This window comes from Pseudoalteromonas piscicida (genome assembly GCF_002744175.1).
Lineage (GTDB): Bacteria > Pseudomonadota > Gammaproteobacteria > Enterobacterales > Alteromonadaceae > Pseudoalteromonas > Pseudoalteromonas piscicida_B.
The window spans coordinates 1-18,261 of record NZ_NKHF01000108.1 but is presented as its reverse complement, the minus strand read 5'-3'; the positions used below and the strand labels follow the sequence as shown (position 1 = coordinate 18,261).

Genomic DNA, 18,261 nt, shown 5'->3' with positions numbered 1-18,261 from the left:
TACCAGCAATGCAGAATTCATGTGGGAGCTGCTTTACGCGGCGAGGTTGTTGAAAAAGCTCGCGGGGTGAACCCGCTCCTACCAGCAACACAGTATTCATGTGGGAGCCGCTTTACGCGGCGATCTTTCTTTTATTTACCGCCGATTGCTTCTTTGGCGAATAGGTGTTTGATTGGGCCGAGGTTGTCGACTAGGTTCAGGCCTAGGCCACGTACTAGCTTTTTCAATGGGTGGTTGCCTTCAAAAAGTTCTTTCAGCCCTTGCATCATGGCGATGTGCTTTTGTGCATCTGCTTTTCTGGTGCGCTCGTACTGACGCAACACTCGGGTGCTAGCAAACTGTTCTTGAGGTGCTGATAACAATGTGATCAGATAAGCTGCGTCTTTTAACCCCAGATTCATGCCAAGACCAGCGAGTGGATGAATGGTGTGTGCCGCGTCCCCCATCAAAACAACACGCCCTTGCACCCATTGTTTTGCATAGCGCATGGTTAATGGAAAAACATGTCTTTCACTCACCAACTCACATACGCCGCATTGCATATCAATTGCAGCGCTTAACGCTTTGTTGAACATCTCGACCGGCATGCCTTGAAGCTGCTTCGCTTTTTCCGGTGCACTAGACCATACAATTGAATGGGTATGCGGATCATCAAGCGGCAAAAATGCTAAAGGCCCGTCGGGCAAGAAAACTTGTCGAGCCGTTGCATCGTGTGGCGCTGCAGTTTTTATCGTTGCCACTAACGCATGGTGATCATAATCCCAATAGGTAATTGGCATATTAAACTGCTGGCGAATTGCCGAGCGCGCGCCGTCAGCCGCCAACACCAGCTTTGCCATCACAGGTTCACCAGTAGCTAAGGTTAGCAACACATCAGTGTCTGTTTGATGCAAGCTTTGATATTTAGTATTCCACATCAGCTTGGCTGATTGCTCTGCTTCGAGCGCAGTTAATAATGCATAGCGAATGGCGTCGTTTTCAATGATATGACCAAGCTCAGGTAAGTCTAGCGATTCATTATCAAAAGCGATTTTACCAAAGCTGTCTTTGTCGCGTACATCCATACGAGTATACGCTGCGGCGCGCTGCGTTTTGATCTCAGACCAAACGCCCAAACGCTCAAATAAGGCCTGACTCGCTGCACTTATTGCACTTACGCGTGCGCTGTATTCGTCTGCCAATGGCGCTGGTTTATCACCGCTATCTAGCACCATTACCGAGATGTTTTGCCGCGCAAGCCCTAGTGCCAGCGTTAAACCAATGCATCCACCACCTACAATACAAACTTGAACTTGTTGCATGCCAACTCCTTTATCCTTTATACCCCATCAATTGCTTGGCCAGCGGCGCTCTTGCTGTTTTGGACAGCGCCATGGTGAGTAGGCCAACACTGCGGCCTAAGGCTAAGACTCTTGATGAGTTTGAAAATAGTCGTACGAGCGCATCGGTTAATGTCATTACCGTTTTAATGTCTTGCGCTCGCGCCAGTTGATAAGCACGCGTAAATTGAAAACTGCCCCACTCTGTCGGCGAGCAAGCCTGACATTGCGCAGCAAGTACTTGAATATCTCTTAGGCCCAAATTAAAACCCTGCCCCGCAATAGGGTGGATTGCATGTGCCGCATTGCCAATCACCACCACTCGATGGTGCGTAAGCTGCTCTACTCGACCAAGCACCAGCGGATAGCTCGCTCGCATTCCCACTTGTACAAAACGCCCAGCACGATAACCAAACGCTTGCTGTAATGCTTGCAAAAACTCAGTAGGCGCCATGGCTTCAAATTCACTCAGTTTGTCGTTAGGCATACACCAAACTAATGAATAACGATTATCGCTCATAGGTAGCAGCGCCATTGGGCCGTGCTCGGTAAAACGCTCAAACGCATGGCCATGATGTGCCGTGTCGATTTGCACATTGGCAATCAATGCGCCTTGCTCGTAGCCTATGCTGTCAAACCCGATATTCAGCTTATCCCGTGTGGGAGATTGTGCTCCGTCTGCAACCACTAATAAATGGCCACTTAACTCCTCGCCATTATCAAGGGTTACTTCAACCTGCTCAGGTTGTTGCGTTAATTGAGCAACCTGATTTGGGCAAAACAACGTGATGTTCAAACTGGTGAGTTGCTCATGTAAAAAGCGGCCATATGGATTCACCTCAACCACGTAGCCAAGCGCTTGCTCACCGTAATCTTCAGGCTCTATCCACGCTTTACCAAAGTGACCACGATCGGAAACATTCACTTGCGTGATCGGCTCAACATAATGCCACTTTGGATTAAATAGCGCTTGCTTGGCCAAAAAGTCGACCGACTGAGCAGCAAGGGCAATACTGCGGTCGTCAAAACTGGGATGTTGCTCCCCTTTAGGCGCAAAGGCTTCAATAACCGCAATCTTAGCCTGCGGTGTGACTTTTTTTATGGCGATGGCGGCGCTGGCTCCTGCCATACCACCACCAATAATGACGACATCAAACTGTTGCACGCAATGTGTCCACTAGTTATTCATTAATGCTTCTATTTCTGCGATGGTTTTTGGCACCTGTACGGTTAGGTTTTCAAAACCCGACTCAGTGATCAATAAATCATCTTCGATACGAATGCCAATTCCTTTATATTCATCAGGAACCTGAGCTTCTTCATCAAAATACAAACCAGGCTCAATGGTGAGAACCATGCCAGGCTCAAATGGACGGTCAGCTTCGTCAAGCTTATATTCACCCACATCATGAACATCAAGACCCAGCCAATGACCTAAGCCATGCATATAGAATGCCTTACAAGCCTGCGCAGCGACTAGTTCATCGACATCTCCAGCTAAGATACCGAGATCTACCAGTCCTTGCGTAAGCACTTTCATTGCGGCTTGGTTTGCTTTTACCAAGGTACTGCCAGGTTTAACAGCTTCAAACGCCGCCTGCTGGGCTGCCAGTACTAGATTATAAATCTTGCTTTGTGCTTCGCTAAACTTGCCATTCACAGGAAAAGTACGCGTGATATCGGCGGCATAGCCCTCAAGTTCACAACCTGAGTCGATCAGCACCAAGTCGCCGTCTTTAAGTACATCGCAGTTGTCGGTGTAATGCAAAATCGTGGCATTAATACCACCACCAACAATAGTACCGTAAGCTGGGTGACGCGCACCGTTCATGGCATAATGATGGTGGATTTCGGCCTCGAGTTGATACTCAGTAGCGCCCGGCTTGGCAAACTGCATGGCACGCACATGTGCTTGTGCACTAATTTTTCCCGCTTCACGCATCAGCGCAACTTCTGCATCAGATTTGAACAAGCGCATTTCATGTACCAAAGGACGAATGTCTTTGATGATTTCAGGCGCGCGGTAGCCTTTTTTCGGTGCTCCGCGAAGGGTATTAAGCAGTTGCCAAACTTTATCATCAAACGCGTCATACGTACCCTGACCGTAAAATAATACCTTACGCCCATTCACTAAATTTAGTAGTTCATCGTCTAACTCACTGAGCGCAAAGGTTTGATCTAATTCTAGCTGAACTTTTGCTTGCTCATACCCCATGCGGCGACCATGCCAAATCTCGGCGACCTTATCTTTATTCCGGCAAAACAGCGTAGACTGTGCATTGCCGTCGCGGTCTTTTGTCAGTACCAATACCGCATCAGGCTCTTTAAATCCAGTTAGATAAAAAAAGTCGCTATCTTGGCGAAATGGGAACTCGGTATCACGACTTCGGGTTAACTCCACGGCAGCGGGAACAATCGCCACCGAGTTATTGTCTAGTGCCGCAATCAAGCGTTCACGGCGTGCTACAAACTCGCTGTTTTTAATCATAATTAATGTATCGTCTTTGATGTACCAACGGACTGTGGCTCATTGCCCATTTCGGCAAAGCATAACAGTGTAGAAACGCGCACATACTCTATCACTTCGAGTAGCGCTTCTTGGTCGTCATCACTGTCTTCAAAGCCAGTATCTAGCTTAGTGATCTCACTAAAGTCGTTGATCACTTCTTTAACGTCTGCCGACAACTTGCCGTAGTCTTTTTGCTTTAAACCAAAACCAAGTAAGAAGCCCGACACCCATGCAATCAGTGCATTCGCTTGGTCGTGTAACGACTCGTCTTCTGGGGGCAAATAGAGTTCAAACTGAAATTCACCGTCTTTGAAATGCTCAGCAACTTGCTTGTACAAGTCAATGCAAAACCTTTTGATAGGTGCTGAAAATGCCTGACCGTCATTAAATACGTCGCTCAGTAAGCCTAAATACTCTGAATCTTCAATATTCAGACCACAGGCTAGTAGCCCTGAAATGGTGCCGTGTACTTCGGCAGGGGCAATAAATAATTCGTGTTTTTCTAATAGCAATTGAGCTTGCTGGTAGTCTTTGAATTCGCTCATGATACTTTCCCAAGCAATTGATAGCCCAATGCTACCACCGCAGCCTTTGCAACTCCAACGAATTGTATGATTCGCATCAAGGCCGCTGTAGATTTCATCAATTTGGAGTGTGAAGGCGTGCGTAATCGAGCTTAACAGCGTACGAAAAGCGGCAGCGTTCGGGGCCTACTAACTGCCATTATTAGGGCTTATTTGCCGCTGGCCTTAATATTAACCAGCTCTTGTAGTGCGTCTGGATTTTGCGTCATTGCCATGGATAGTTGTTGACCAAGCGCCATGATATTTTGACTTTTTGGCACAGTAACAGAAATAGCAAGAGACTCCATCCCACCAGCAAAGTCATTCACTGCAGTTTGAATGTCTAAAGGTAGCATCATCATTTGCAGCTGCTGTGCAAGGTTCGCCTGAAAGTCGGCTTTACTCATGCCCTGTTGCGTCAATTCTGACTCAATAAGTTGGCCCAGCGTACCACTATTGTCGATAGTAAATCCTAAAGACTGTAACTCCAGTGACTGCATCGCTGCCATCATTTTTGACTGCACTTGCAGCTCTTGCTCAAGGTTCGGAGTATCACCTTGAATTTGAGCCGCAGCCAATGAGGCATCCATCAACCCTTTACTATTGCCAAACGACGCATTAAAGGCTGTTTTTACTATGCCCTCAGCTTCTGTTGCAAATGCAAACTGACTGTCGCCAGAGGCTTCGTCATAAGCGATGCTAGTTTTTAAATGATAGGTGGCAGCAACGAGTTCAGGGGACATGCCTTGGGTAAAATCCACAGCACCTTCGCCTAGTTTCAAGCCCTCCAGCGTAAGCTCAGTTAACGGGCTAATTTTATCTTGCTCGTAGCCCACCACATTTAATTTATCAATGGTAAATATGGGGTCACTTTGTTCGGCTTGAGCAACCTGTAAACTGGTGAGTTCAACGCCGCGGGTAAATAAGTCAACCGAGCTATTTTCAAAGCTAACATCTAAGCCAGTGTCTGCTTCAAAGTTTTCGATTTGCTGAGCGATATCTTGTTTTACTTGTGCATTAACGTAATAGTTTGCGCCCACATACCCTGCGCCTGCTAATACCACAACTGCAATTGCTAACGTGGATTTATTCATTTTTTACTCCGTTATTTAAAAAAGCGCCTCAAGTGCTTCACTCAGGCTAGAGACGGCCACAATTTCCATCCCTTCTATTGTTTCTTTTGGCTGGTTCGCCTTTGGCACAATGGCTCTGGTAAAGCCATGTTTAGAGGCTTCTCGCAGACGCTCTTGGCCGCTGGGTACTGGGCGAATTTCGCCACCAAGCCCAACTTCGCCAAACACCACCAATTGTCTGTCTAGAGACTGGTTTTTAAAGCTTGATACCAGTGCAGCAATCAACGCCAGATCGGCACTGGTTTCGGTAACTTTAACCCCACCGACTACGTTCACAAATACATCTTGATCCGACACCTGCAATCCGCCGTGACGATGCAACACAGCCAACAGCATAGCAAGTCGATTTTGCTCGAGGCCAACCGTTACTCGACGAGGGTTTGCTAACTGTGAGTAATCCACAAGCGCCTGCACTTCTACTAGCAAGGGTCGAGTCCCTTCCCATATCACCATGACCAAAGAGCCTGGGGTTTGTGCTTCACCGCGATTCAAGAAAATAGCAGATGGATTGCTAACCTCTTTCAAGCCTTGACTGGTCATGGCAAATACACCTAATTCATTCACTGCGCCAAACCGGTTTTTATTACCGCGTAGGGTTCTAAAACGGCTGTCGGCACTTCCCTCTAACAAGATTGAGCAGTCAATACAGTGTTCTAGCACTTTTGGGCCTGCCAATGTACCATCTTTGGTTACATGCCCAACCATAATAATCGCGACTTGATTTTGTTTTGCAAACCTTGTTAAGTAAGCCGCGCTCTCTCTTACTTGAGACACGGAGCCTGGTGCAGATTGGATATCATTCATATGCATGACTTGAATAGAGTCGATAACCATAATGCTGGGCTTTTCTCTAAGCGCAAGCTGACAGATGGTTTCGACATTCGTTTCTGCAAGCGTTTTTAATTTGTTGGTAGGTAACCCTAATCGTGTGGCACGCATGGCAACTTGTTGCAGGGACTCTTCCCCGGTGACATACAAAGTATTCATACTTTCTGCCAAACGACACATAGTTTGCAGCAGCACGGTACTTTTACCAGCGCCAGGGCTTCCCCCTATTAATATTGCACTACCGGGGACAACCCCACCACCAAGAACCCGGTCGAATTCTTTAAACCCGGTTGAAAATCTCGGTAATTGTTCTAGGTTTACTTCATCTAATGTTTGTACTTTTGCTTCAACTAATCCCGCGTAGCCAGAGGTTGCTCCGCCCTGAGGAGCAGCCTTGACCGACGGTACGCGAAATTCAGTAACGGTATTCCAAGCTTTGCACTCTGAGCATTGGCCTTGCCAACGCGCAAACTCGGCACCACAATCGCTACATACAAATGCTGTTTTCTTTTTTGCCATAAATTACAGGTATATATCTTGCTTAAACACAATAATCGGTTAAGAATAAACTAATAATGCGTCAATGTTGACATAATATTGACGGTGACCCAACCGGTCACACTAAAAGAGCGCGTGTAAAACTGTTTATGCCTGAAGATAGATTACAAAAATATCAGAGCTTGATTGATGATTTAAAACTGGATCTGGGTGATCCGGCTTTTGATCGCATATTTAAGCAACGTACTGCGGAGCTATCCAAGCCAGACCAATTTCTACTCAAAATGGAAATGTCTCGGCTGTCTCAGCCCGTGGCGCGATTTATTGACCTTAGGGGGCAAGTTTCCGGTCAAGTAAAACCCTATGAATATGAGGGTAAACAACACTTTATGGATGACTTAGCCATTGAAGTGTTTGAGCGTGAAGTTGCCAAGCATGGCGGGTACACACTCGCGGTTTATGAAGCCGTAATGAGTACCGAGAACAATTATAAAGTCATGCAAAAGCAAGCTAAAGAGCGCGAAAAAGAAGTAGAACAAGACGCCGAGAATCATAACTACACTAAACTCGTCCGTTTCGCTTCCTACGAAAGCCGCTCAGAAGAGCGCATGAATTACTCCATTAAAATCACAGTGGAACTTGCCAAAAACCGTCCTAAAATTAACGCTTCGACCTCAGATATTTCCCTCAGCGGAGCAAAAATAAAATTACCGACTAATCAACAAGTCGAGCCTGGGCAAATTATTTCGATCCGGCTGGTGGGACTGGAACAAGATTTTGAGCTAGGTCTTAAAGAAGGGATCCAGTATGAGGTTATTGCGGTTGAGCCTGGCACCATTGAATATAACCAAGTACGCTTAAGACGCACTTTTATTGAGAAAAACCAAGCATTCGACGACTTTTTAAATAGCTTTATTCACGGCAACAAACGACGTTATAAAATCAACCTAGACAATACGCTAGACGCTGTTGTTTGTAAGGGCTACGAGCAATATTATCTGCCGCGAGTCTGCTCCTTGTTTGTCTTTTTGAGTGAAAAACAAAATAAGCTCTACCCGAGCATGGCACTCACCAACGAGAACAATGCTTATATCAATTACTACTTCGAAGATGAGAAGAAGCAATCCGGCCTGTACTCCGTATTTAACCAAAAGCGTGTGCAGCAATTGCTTGAATTACCTGGTGCAGTAAAAGAAGCGGTGTGTCATGTGTTTACCCACTCGAGTCAAGGCAAGATGTATTTTTATTCGGCATTTGATTTTGAGCTCGAGAACATGCCGCAACTCAACGATCTCTTTTTTGCTTTTGGCAGCCAAAAAGACAGCTTTAGAACCTTTAAAGTTCAGCTTATGCCAAGCCACCATGAAGATGCATTTATCCCGCTCTCGCTGCCTGCCAGCGCAGGGAAAAACGTAGAAAAACTGAATAAGCGACCTACACCTCGGGTGCAGGGGTTTATTCAAGACGTAAAATATCTCATGTTACTCACCGATATTAGTAGTCCATCCATTACTGAGCGTTTCCAAAAACTTAGCTATGAGAAAAGCCTTGTAAACCAACTAAAAAAGTTTGGTCATGGTAAATCTGCGAACCCGCCACCGCTCGAGGTCGTGGCACTTGAATATGTAAACCTTAGAGCACATCGTCGGTATCTGTATAAAACCAATGTGGTGGTTCATATTGAAGGGCAAGGTACGTTCAATTGTGTAACACGTGACTTTTCAGTGATGGGACTGCAAATAGAATGTGGCCAAGCCATGCCGCTGAAAAAAGGCGATTCTATCCATTTGGATTTAGTCGATTTACAAAAATTGACTAAGCAGCATAACCTTACCAATTTGCGCTATGAAGTAATGATGGTGAATAAAACCAGTACCATCATAAATTTAAAGGTGCAAAAAATCGGTGAGTTGGACCACTCTGCAATGGGGTTCTTTAAAGCACTGATTGAAAACAATAAAGACAAATTGGTGGCATGCGATGAAGCCCCGAAAGTACCGGGGTTATCGCTAGCGCTGCGTAATATGGTAACAAAGTCTGTTTGTCAGTTTCCGCTTTACTTACATAAAGAGACTTCACACAATGCCGTAGGCGCCCTTGGGCAAGGCCTTTATCCAACATCGCTTCACCATATCTTGCATTCATTCAGTGATAACAACGACAACACATTGGATGCAAAAGCCATTTTCCCTGAGCGCTTTGTAGAAGAAAAGCTAACCGAAGTACTTAAAAGCCAATCTCGCCAAGACAAGCCGCTAAAATACATGGTCTTTATAAAATTTGACCCCAGTCAACGTAATCAACATGAGGCAATCAATTCGCAAGTTATCGCCCATGAAGATTCAATAGACAGTTTATATTTATACGCCAAAAAAGCACTACGCAAAGAACTGCTGTTTGTGTATCAACTGTATGTGTCTAAAACTGGACGCCCAGACATGGATTATCTGGCAAATGAACTGCGCTATGTTAGCCATTACGCCATTCACAAAGCGAAGGATTTAGAAGAAGCCTTGTGGTCTATCACTGGGGTGTGTGATTTAGTAGATGTGAGTGACTATGTTATTAATAATATGGGCTTTGATGCGCCACTCATCGCTAAAATGGAAGAGAAGAAAAAGCACTGGTTAGAAGCCAACTTTAAGCACTAAACATGATGCGTACGGTTTTACAAGTAAGCCGTACGCACTATTGCTTGGCTCTACTCCACCCAGCCAAACAATGTCAGCACGGCAATGATCACCAAATAGAACAAGATGTTGCGTTTTACTAAGCGCATCATACAGCTTGCTTCAAAGGTACAGCCCAAAAATTGTTGCTCAATTTGCTCTGCCGCCAGTGCGGTGGTGGTTACAATTTTGCGGTTGGTGGTTTTAAAATCCAATACATACTTTAACCAGCTTGAAGTGCCTTTGGTAAAGTTACCAATAATCAAAAAGCCAAAGCTTGCGATCCGGGCCGGTAGCCAGTTTAGCCAATAAAAGAGCCTGCAGATCTGGTCAAACACGTGTTGAAGCGGCGGCTGCTCTTGCTCATGTTGCCAATGAACTACTTGCCTTACCATAGCGTAAAGCACCGCACCAGGTGCACCTAGGGCCACAAACCAGAAGATCACGCCACAGTAATGTTGAAAGTTGATCCAAGATAGCGTTTGACCAAAAGTTTCACCGCCCGGCTCATCTTCTAGCTTATCTTGACCCATTTGCAATGCATATAATGTAGCGGCTTCGTTATCGCCACGCGTTAAGGCATTTAAATACCCTTTGTAAAGCTGACGGTATTTAGCACACCCAAAACATACCAATAATAAGCAGATATTGACTGCAAATTGCCAAAATACAAAGTCACTAAAGTTATAAATTAGAGCAATCGCCAATGCCGGTAGCACAAGCCACAGCATAATCCCCAAATGCGACCCTAGCAAACCGCCCTCTTTGGTCCATGATTTGGTTTTAGCGTAATAACGTTGCAGGTAATAATCTACTTGCCAATAGTCAGCTCGCGCACCGAGTCGCTCGATGATCAGCGCAATAATGATGGATATTAGAATCATGCTCGCCTAGCTCTCTTGGTTATTTAATAGGGTAAAATAATGCTGCCAATCGAATGCTGCGCCGGGGTCCGTTTTTCTGCCCGGTGCAATATCACTATGCCCTACGATACGATCATTCGTTATCTTTGGGTAGTGTTGCTGTAGCCAACGTGTTGTTTTCACTAAACTCACATATTGCTCCTCGGTATATGGCGTGGTGTCTGTGCCTTCCATTTCAATACCTATGGCAAAATCGTTACACCCCGCTTTACCTTGCCATTGTGAAAGCCCCGCATGCCAAGCCCGCTCAAGAAACGGGACGTATTGCGTCACACTACCATCGCGACGAATAACACAATGCGCCGACACCTTTACCCCTTCCAAATCGCTAAATGTTGGATGCGCAGTACAATCGAGCGTCCCCAAAAATAGTGCTTCCACATGCGGCGTGCCAAAGCACCAGCTGGTAGAGAAATATTATGGATCACCAGTAAATCCACCTCGCAGCCCGCGGGACGTTCATTATAATGTGGTGAACAAACTTTTTTCGCAAAAGGTAGCCAATTCAAAGTATTAGTTCCAAGCCTTGAGTTAAATTTATTATAAAGACAAAGTACCACAAAAGGTAGATATGGGTTTACGTGTAATTTAACGATATTGTCGCGACGTAAAGTCGCTGCTATAAAAATGCATGAAGCTCTGTACAAAGTAATACATCATCGTAGCAGCGGGTTTACCCCGCAACACAAATTCTGGGAATTTTTCTGCATCAATTGTACTCCTTCACAAACGCGCGTAAAATTCAGCTATTGCAGCAAATAATGAAAAGACAAGCATATGATTAACCAAACCCTTATCAGCCAATTGGTAAAACAGGCATTAGACGAAGATCTAAACTACCAATCACCAAGCGAAGGTGATATTACCGCCGCGCTTATTCCTGAATCACAACAGGCCAATGCTTATGTGATCACCAGAGAAGACTGTGTGTTTGTGGGTAAGGCATTAATCGAGGAAGTCTTTAGGCAAGTTGACCCAAGTGTTAACGTTAATGTGTTGGTGAACGACGGCGACTCTGTTCCCGCCAATACTCGCTTATTTACCGCAAGTGGCTCAGCAAGAGCCATTCTTACTGCGGAGCGTACCGCACTTAATTTTGTGCAAACCTTATCAGGCACAGCCACCACTACGGCAAAATATGTAGAAATGCTAGCTGGCACAGAAACTAAACTGCTGGATACACGTAAAACCATTCCAGGCTTAAGAGCGCTACAGAAATACGCGGTAAAATGTGGTGGCGGTAAAAATCACCGTATCGGCCTGTTTGACGCATATCTAATTAAAGAAAATCACATCGCAGCCTGCGGTAGCATTGCTAAGGCGGTTGCAACGGCTCGCGGTAACCACCCAGACAAACCCGTAGAAGTTGAAGTTGAAAACTTAGATGAGCTGCAACAAGCCCTTGATGCTGGTAGCGATATCATCATGCTAGACAACTTCAGCGTGAGTGAAATTCAACAAGCGGTTGAACTCACTCAAGGCCAAGCGAAACTAGAGGTTTCTGGCAATATGACCATCGAAATCCTCACTACCTATGCACAAGCCGGTGTGGACTTTATTTCAAGCGGTGCGCTTACCAAGCATGTACAAAGCATTGATCTTTCAATGCGCTTTGAATAAACGCACTAAAACTTCGAACAACGACTTAAGAGCCTATTGATAGGCTCTTTTTTTGTGCGCGATCACAACCACTCCCCTCTCAACTTTGCCCAAACCAAACAAAAATTCACCAAAAGCCACAATGCACTGTAATCACCCGTAATAGAGAAATGCTTCTATTTCATTGACAAACCTACTTAAAACCCGTTAAATACGACAAAAGAACTAGACTGTAACAAGATCTTAATGTTCGGTAACGATTAGTTCTGCTCATTTTTTGAACCTATATTGGGAAAGTTTGAGCTACCGCAAAAGAATCAATAATTTATTATTAAAATTCAATTGCTGGGCTCAGTGTTTACTATTAAAGTAATTGTTAATAGTGAACGTGCAAACTAATTAAGTGCTACACTTATTGGTGATTAGGGAGCAGTCACAAATTTAATGGGGTTAGCTTTAATAGTACTTAGAGTAATACTGACCAACACTTAGTTTGGTACTCTTAGGATCTGTTAGGCCAATTTACCAATACCAGCCAGTTTGTTACTTCGATGGATTGGTTATTATTGCAAAGGTTTTAATAAACGCTTAACTTAAACCTACTATGGTTAAGTCACTTAAAATTTAGGAGACACATCATGACTCAAAAACAACAGGGTGGTTTTACCCTAATCGAACTAATGATTGTAGTTGCAATCGTTGGGATTCTCGCAGCAGTAGCACTTCCTGCTTATCAAGATTACACTGTTAAAGCTCGCTTTACAGAAGTAGTCACAGCAGGCGCATCTGTAAGAACTACTATGACTGAATGCTTACAAACGAACAACAATGTGATTGCATCGTGTGACTCCTTTGCTGACTTGGGTATTGCAGCTCCGGCAGCAACACCTAACCTAGCCAGTGTTACTATCACTGAAACCACAGGTGTTATTACTGCGACAGGTACTGCAGTAGCTGGTGGATATACATATGTTTTGACTCCGCCAACAATTGACCCAGCAGATCCTGCTCCTTCAACATATGTATTCGCCAAATCCGGTACATGCACATCAGCAACCATTACAAATCTTTGTTAATACCTTAATGGGGAGAGTACGTCTCCCCATTAACCTCAATCAAATACTCTAGCCCATGAATAAAAAATCTATAGAATCTAGCAATACTTTAGACACCTTTATCTGGGTCGGAGTAAATAACCGAGGTAAACGCCTAGAGGGTGAGATAACAGGCTCTAGTGTTGCTCTAGTCAAAGCACAACTAAGAAAACAAGGTATTACTCCTTCCAAAGTAAAGCGCAAGCCCAAACCCCTATTTGGACTTTCTGGCGCACAGAAAATTACATCACAAGATATTGCCACCATAACGAGGCAAATCGCCACCATGCTTACCGCTGGTGTTTCTCTTGTGCAAACCTTAGAGATGCTAGCTCGAGGAACAAAAAACAAATCATTGTCGAGACTAGTTGGCCATGTAGCTGATGAAGTAAAAGCGGGCCAGCCTTTAGCGAAAGCACTGCGTGCTTATCCCAGATATTTTGATGAACTTTATTGTGACTTGGTCCACTCTGGAGAGCAGTCGGGTGCGCTGGATAGGATCTTTGATCGAATTGCACTATATAAAGAAAAAACAGAAGCACTAAAATCTAAGATTAAAAAGGCGCTGTTTTACCCTATTGCCGTTGTTGTTGTCGCGTTAATTGTAACCTCAATTCTACTAATATTCGTTGTTCCACAGTTTCAAGACATTTTTAACGGCTTTGGAGCAGAGTTGCCTGCGTTTACACTAATGGTTATCGGCTTTTCAGAATTTTTGCAAGAATACTGGTGGGTGTTCTTAATTGGTATTGGTTTATTTGGTTATACCTACAAAGAAATGCTTATTCGCAGCAGTGCGGTTAAACATTTTAATGACCGTATGATCCTCAAGCTACCTGTTGTTGGTGATATTTTAAAAAAAGCCGCGGTAGCGCGTTATGCGCGTACGCTATCCACTACTTTTGCGGCCGGTGTACCACTTGGCGATGCGCTAGATTCTGCTGCGGGAGCGTCTGGTAATATCATTTATAAAAATGCCATTAAAGAAATCAAAGCTGAGGTAAATTCAGGTAATCAGATGCACTGGGCTATGCATAACACTAAAGTCTTCCCTGATATGGTGGTTCAAATGGTGTCTATTGGTGAAGAGTCTGGTGCATTGGATAGTATGCTCGCGAAAGTTGCCAATATTTATGAACAAGAAGTTGACGATGCAGTCGATGGCCTCTCTAGCCTGTTAGAACCATTGATTATGGTCGTGTTAGGCGTATTGATTGGGGGCTTGATCATCGCAATGTACCTACCAATTTTCCAACTTGGTTCCGTTGTGTAAATAGTATGCACTTAAAGTATTAGGTCGTCTCCTCTGTACTTTACCTGTGTGTTATACTGTTCCGAAATAAATACCGAGCATAACTCGGCAACTTAAATAAAAAAGATAAATAAGCGTACGACTTATGCAAGATATTTTTCACTTGATGCAAACGCAATTATGGTATTGGTTACTTACGGTTGGACTGGTTAGTCTTTGTATTGGTAGCTTTCTCAATGTAGTGATCCTGCGCTTGCCTAAGATGATGCAGCTTAATTGGCGATCAGAATGCCGAGTGTTGCTTGCCGATGAACTGCCACAGCAACAAACACAAGTGCCCACGTTTAATTTGGTCAAGCCTAACTCTCATTGCCCAAGCTGTAAAACACCAATCAAGGCTTGGCAAAATATTCCCCTTATTAGCTGGTTGCTACTAAAAGGCAAATGCAACCACTGCGGTACGGCTATCTCTGTACGCTACCCTCTAGTTGAGCTGAGCACTGCGTTACTCTCTATTTGGGTTGCTTGGCATTTTGGGGCTAGCCTTGAGGCTGTACTTTATATCGTTATTACGTGGGTATTAGTGGCGCTTACTGTTATCGATATCGACGAAATGCTACTGCCCGACCAGCTAACTCTGCCAACATTATGGCTGGTTCTAGTTGCCAGTTGCTTTGGTGTAGGCGTTGAGCCTAAAACAGCTATTGTTGGCGCGGCCGTTGGCTATTTGAGTTTATGGAGCGTGTATTGGCTCTTTAAGTTGCTCACGGGTAAAGAAGGCATGGGCTATGGCGACTTTAAGCTTTTGGCAGTCTTTGGCGCTCTAATGGGATGGGAAGCCATTTTAACCATAGTGTTACTTTCAAGCTTGGTTGGTGCCGTAATTGGCAGTATTCAGTTAAGCATTCAAGGTCGAGATAAAGCCACACCTATCCCATTTGGCCCCTATTTGGCCATCGCAGGTTGGATCACCCTTATGTATGGTGAGCAGCTGCAGCGTTGGTACGTTAACTTGATCATGTGATAAAAAATCATGCTAAAAACGAATAACTGGATTTTAGGCGTAACTGGCGGCATTGGCGCAGGAAAAACCGCTATCACTGCTCATTTGCAGCAAAAAGGGGTTGTAGTGGTTGATGCTGATGTGGTTGCTCGCGAAGTCGTCGCAATTGGCTCTTCAGGGCTGCAAGCTATTGTCGACGAATTCGGCAGTGATATTCTTCTTGCGGATGGCAACCTAGACAGAGCCAAGTTACGAACAATTATTTTTGCCGATGAACAAAAAAAGCAGTGGTTAAATGCACTATTACATCCGCTCATTCGTAATGCTCTATTAGCACAACTAAGCGCCGCACAAAGCGACTATGTTATTTTGTCCGCACCGCTACTATTTGAAAACGGGCTCGAGCGCTATTGCGATGCGACTTTACTCATTGATGTTGCTGTCGAGACACAAATAACGAGAACGACCAGTCGCGATGAGGTCGATACCGAGCAAGTAGAGCGCATTATTGCAGCGCAAATGCCACGCGCTGAAAAGCAAGAAAAAGCCGACTATATACTCGATAACGATCGCCCGCTTGCACAAAGCTTGCTGGCAGCAGATAAACTACACGATGAATTTCTCAATCTAGCGAAAGAGAAGCTAATAATAAATAATTAACCTGAGGTTTGGATAAGGAATTTGCTAATTTGTTTTTTAAATCACATAAAAGTATTTCCTTATCTAGCAAGAGCGTTTTGGTGATAACACCGCTTCCTGCTCTCGGTAAGATATCTACATCCTGTAGGCAAGGCGGATGTATGCACCAATAGCTGGCGATTGGAAGACATTTATTACCCGAGATTTAGGTTAATCAGCCTAGGCTTGGGTGTAAAACTTATTCTACACTCAACTTGATAACTTGGCATTTTCCCAACTTAATGATAAATATTGAATATGCATTCAATATGAAGGCAAAGAGGTATTATGGAACATCATTCTCCGCTACTGCGTAAATTTATTACCCTAGGGCGAGTAACCGCCGAGCAAATAAAGTCTCGGCAGTCAGAAGCAAACACAACCGCCGAGTTGATCTGTTTGAGTTCTGGAATGAGCGCCAAAGAACTTGCCGAAGAATGTCTAGAGCTATTCAAAGTGCCTTTCTTTAATCTTGATCACTTCAATGTTAGCGAAATTCCGCCCGCGTTAGTGAAAGAAAAGCTGATCCGTAAACACCATATTTTACCCCTAGTGCAAAAAGGCCGAAAACTCTACGTTGCGGCCTCTGATCCCACAGACTTTGGCGCTTTCGAGAACTTTGAGTTTAGCACAGGGTTACAATGCGAAGTGCTCGTTGCCGATTATAAAAAGCTTGAAACAAAAATCGATCAACTGTTTGATGCAACGGGCAGTTTGTCAATTTCTGAAGAAGAGTTTAAAGAGTTTGCCGACCTTGACGTAGAAGAAGAGCCTAAACCGAAAAATAATAATGAAGACAAAGATGATGCCCCAATTATTGTTTACATCAACAAAATATTGATGGATGCGATAAAAAAAGGCGCGTCGGACCTTCACTTTGAACCATACGAGAAAAAATACCGCGTACGCTTTCGTATTGATGGCTTACTCCATGAAATGGCAAGCCCTCCAAACACGCTAGCAACACGCCTCGCTGCACGTATTAAGGTGATGGCACACCTAGATATTGCAGAGAAACGTAAGCCTCAAGATGGCCGCATTAAGCTCAAAATATCTGAGCGAAAAAGCATCGACTTTCGTGTGAGTACGCTCCCTACCATGTGGGGCGAGAAAATCGTAATGCGTATTCTCGACTCTTCAAGCGCTATGTTGGGGATAGATGTACTTGGTTATGAGCCGGAGCAGAAAAAACTCTACCTTGACGCACTCGAGCAGCCTCAGGGTATGATTTTGGTAACCGGCCCAACTGGTTCTGGTAAAACCGTCTCACTTTATACCGGTTTGAATATTCTCAATCAGCCAGAGCGCAATATTAGTACCGCGGAAGACCCGGTAGAAATAAACCTTGAGGGGATTAATCAGGTTCAAATTAACCCCAAAGCAGATATGACCTTTGCCAATGCATTAAGAGCATTTCTACGTCAGGATCCCGATGTGGTGATGGTTGGTGAGATCCGTGACCTTGAGACTGCAGAGATCTCGATTAAAGCGGCGCAAACCGGTCACTTGGTATTGAGTACCTTGCACACCAACTCAGCACCTGAGACCCTTACCCGCCTGTTAAATATGGGTGTACCTGCTTATAACGTAGCCAGCTCCGTCAGCTTAATTATTGCCCAGCGTCTTGCTAGGCGCCTGTGCCCCAAATGCAAAACACCTGAGACCTTGCCTGAAGAAGCTTTACTTGGGCAGGGATTTACACCGGAGCAAATTAAAGATATCACTCTATTTGCGCCAAAAGGCTGTGAAAACTGTACCGACGGTTACAAAGGCCGTGTGGGTATTTATGAAGTGGTAAAGATCACCCCAGAAATTTCTCACTTGATTATGGAAGGCGGTAACTCGTTGCAAATTGCAGAGCAGGCAGAGAAGTCAGGGTTTGATAATTTGCGTAAATCCGGCCTGAAAAAAGCCGCCGCAGGCGTGACGTCATTGACTGAAATAAACCGTGTAACAAGCTACTAAACCTCATGTAGGAGCCGCTTTATGCGGCGAGATTGTTGAAAAATCGCGGGGTGAACCCGCTCCTACCAACAACACAGAATCCATGTAGAAGCTGCTTTACGCGGCGAGATAAAAAGCTCGCGATGTAAAATCGCTCCTACCAACAATGCAGAATTCATGTAGGAGCGCTTTACGCGGCGAGGCTGTTGAAAAAACCGCGGGGTGAACCCGCTCCTACCAACAACACAG

General features: G+C 44.7%; 14 protein-coding genes and 1 pseudogene. 7 read left to right on the top strand and 8 right to left on the bottom strand.

Going from position 1 to position 18,261, the window contains the following annotated elements; translation table 11 throughout:
- Nucleotides 1-131 precede the first annotated feature (131 nt).
- The 6 genes from CEX98_RS21810 to radA form a co-directional block, all read right to left on the bottom strand.
- Nucleotides 132-1,301, bottom strand: coding sequence for an FAD-dependent oxidoreductase (locus CEX98_RS21810; RefSeq protein WP_099644094.1), 1,170 nt, complete (start codon nt 1,299-1,301; stop codon nt 132-134).
- A gap of 10 nt (nt 1,302-1,311) precedes the next feature.
- On the bottom strand, nt 1,312-2,484 hold the full coding sequence (gene ubiH, locus CEX98_RS21805) for a 2-octaprenyl-6-methoxyphenyl hydroxylase (protein WP_099644093.1): 1,173 nt from the start codon (nt 2,482-2,484) through the stop codon (nt 1,312-1,314).
- A gap of 12 nt (nt 2,485-2,496) precedes the next feature.
- Complete coding sequence (gene pepP, locus CEX98_RS21800) at nt 2,497-3,807, bottom strand: Xaa-Pro aminopeptidase (RefSeq protein ID WP_099644092.1); 1,311 nt, start codon at nt 3,805-3,807, stop codon at nt 2,497-2,499.
- A 2-nt stretch (nt 3,808-3,809) separates the two neighbouring features.
- Nucleotides 3,810-4,373, bottom strand: a complete 564-nt coding sequence (locus CEX98_RS21795) for a UPF0149 family protein (protein ID WP_099644091.1) — start codon at nt 4,371-4,373, stop codon at nt 3,810-3,812.
- Between the two features lie 188 nt (nt 4,374-4,561).
- On the bottom strand, nt 4,562-5,485 hold the full coding sequence (locus CEX98_RS21790) for a DUF945 family protein (RefSeq protein ID WP_099644090.1): 924 nt from the start codon (nt 5,483-5,485) through the stop codon (nt 4,562-4,564).
- 15 nt (nt 5,486-5,500) lie between these two features.
- Nucleotides 5,501-6,871: a DNA repair protein RadA gene (gene radA / locus CEX98_RS21785; protein WP_099644089.1), complete on the bottom strand. Its 1,371-nt coding sequence runs from the start codon at nt 6,869-6,871 to the stop codon at nt 5,501-5,503.
- 128 nt (nt 6,872-6,999) lie between these two features.
- Between radA and CEX98_RS21780 the strand changes: the two genes are divergently transcribed.
- On the top strand, nt 7,000-9,501 hold the full coding sequence (locus CEX98_RS21780) for a PilZ domain-containing protein (protein WP_099644088.1): 2,502 nt from the start codon (nt 7,000-7,002) through the stop codon (nt 9,499-9,501).
- 50 nt (nt 9,502-9,551) lie between these two features.
- Here CEX98_RS21780 and ampE read toward each other — a convergent pair whose 3' ends face one another.
- The gene (ampE, locus tag CEX98_RS21775; RefSeq protein WP_099644087.1) at nt 9,552-10,403 is read right to left on the bottom strand and encodes a beta-lactamase regulator AmpE; all 852 of its coding nucleotides are present in this window, start codon (nt 10,401-10,403) and stop codon (nt 9,552-9,554) included.
- Nucleotides 10,404-10,409: 6 nt separating this feature from the next.
- Nucleotides 10,410-10,951, bottom strand: a pseudogene (gene ampD / locus CEX98_RS21770) (1,6-anhydro-N-acetylmuramyl-L-alanine amidase AmpD).
- Nucleotides 10,952-11,219: 268 nt separating this feature from the next.
- Here ampD and nadC point away from each other — a divergent pair.
- The 6 genes from nadC to pilB all read left to right on the top strand — a co-directional run bounded on the left by nadC (nt 11,220) and on the right by pilB (nt 18,033).
- Nucleotides 11,220-12,062: a carboxylating nicotinate-nucleotide diphosphorylase gene (nadC, locus tag CEX98_RS21765; protein ID WP_099644086.1), complete on the top strand. Its 843-nt coding sequence runs from the start codon at nt 11,220-11,222 to the stop codon at nt 12,060-12,062.
- Nucleotides 12,063-12,679: 617 nt separating this feature from the next.
- Nucleotides 12,680-13,117 (top strand): pilin, encoded by a 438-nt coding sequence (locus CEX98_RS21760; protein WP_099644085.1) that lies wholly within the window; start codon nt 12,680-12,682, stop codon nt 13,115-13,117.
- Nucleotides 13,118-13,172: 55 nt separating this feature from the next.
- Complete coding sequence (locus tag CEX98_RS21755; RefSeq protein WP_099644084.1) at nt 13,173-14,408, top strand: type II secretion system F family protein; 1,236 nt, start codon at nt 13,173-13,175, stop codon at nt 14,406-14,408.
- A 124-nt stretch (nt 14,409-14,532) separates the two neighbouring features.
- Nucleotides 14,533-15,411: a prepilin peptidase gene (locus CEX98_RS21750; RefSeq protein WP_099644083.1), complete on the top strand. Its 879-nt coding sequence runs from the start codon at nt 14,533-14,535 to the stop codon at nt 15,409-15,411.
- 9 nt (nt 15,412-15,420) lie between these two features.
- Nucleotides 15,421-16,050: a dephospho-CoA kinase gene (gene coaE, locus CEX98_RS21745; protein WP_099644082.1), complete on the top strand. Its 630-nt coding sequence runs from the start codon at nt 15,421-15,423 to the stop codon at nt 16,048-16,050.
- Nucleotides 16,051-16,356: 306 nt separating this feature from the next.
- Complete coding sequence (pilB, locus tag CEX98_RS21740; protein ID WP_099644081.1) at nt 16,357-18,033, top strand: type IV-A pilus assembly ATPase PilB; 1,677 nt, start codon at nt 16,357-16,359, stop codon at nt 18,031-18,033.
- The last annotated feature ends 228 nt before the right edge of the window (nt 18,034-18,261 follow it).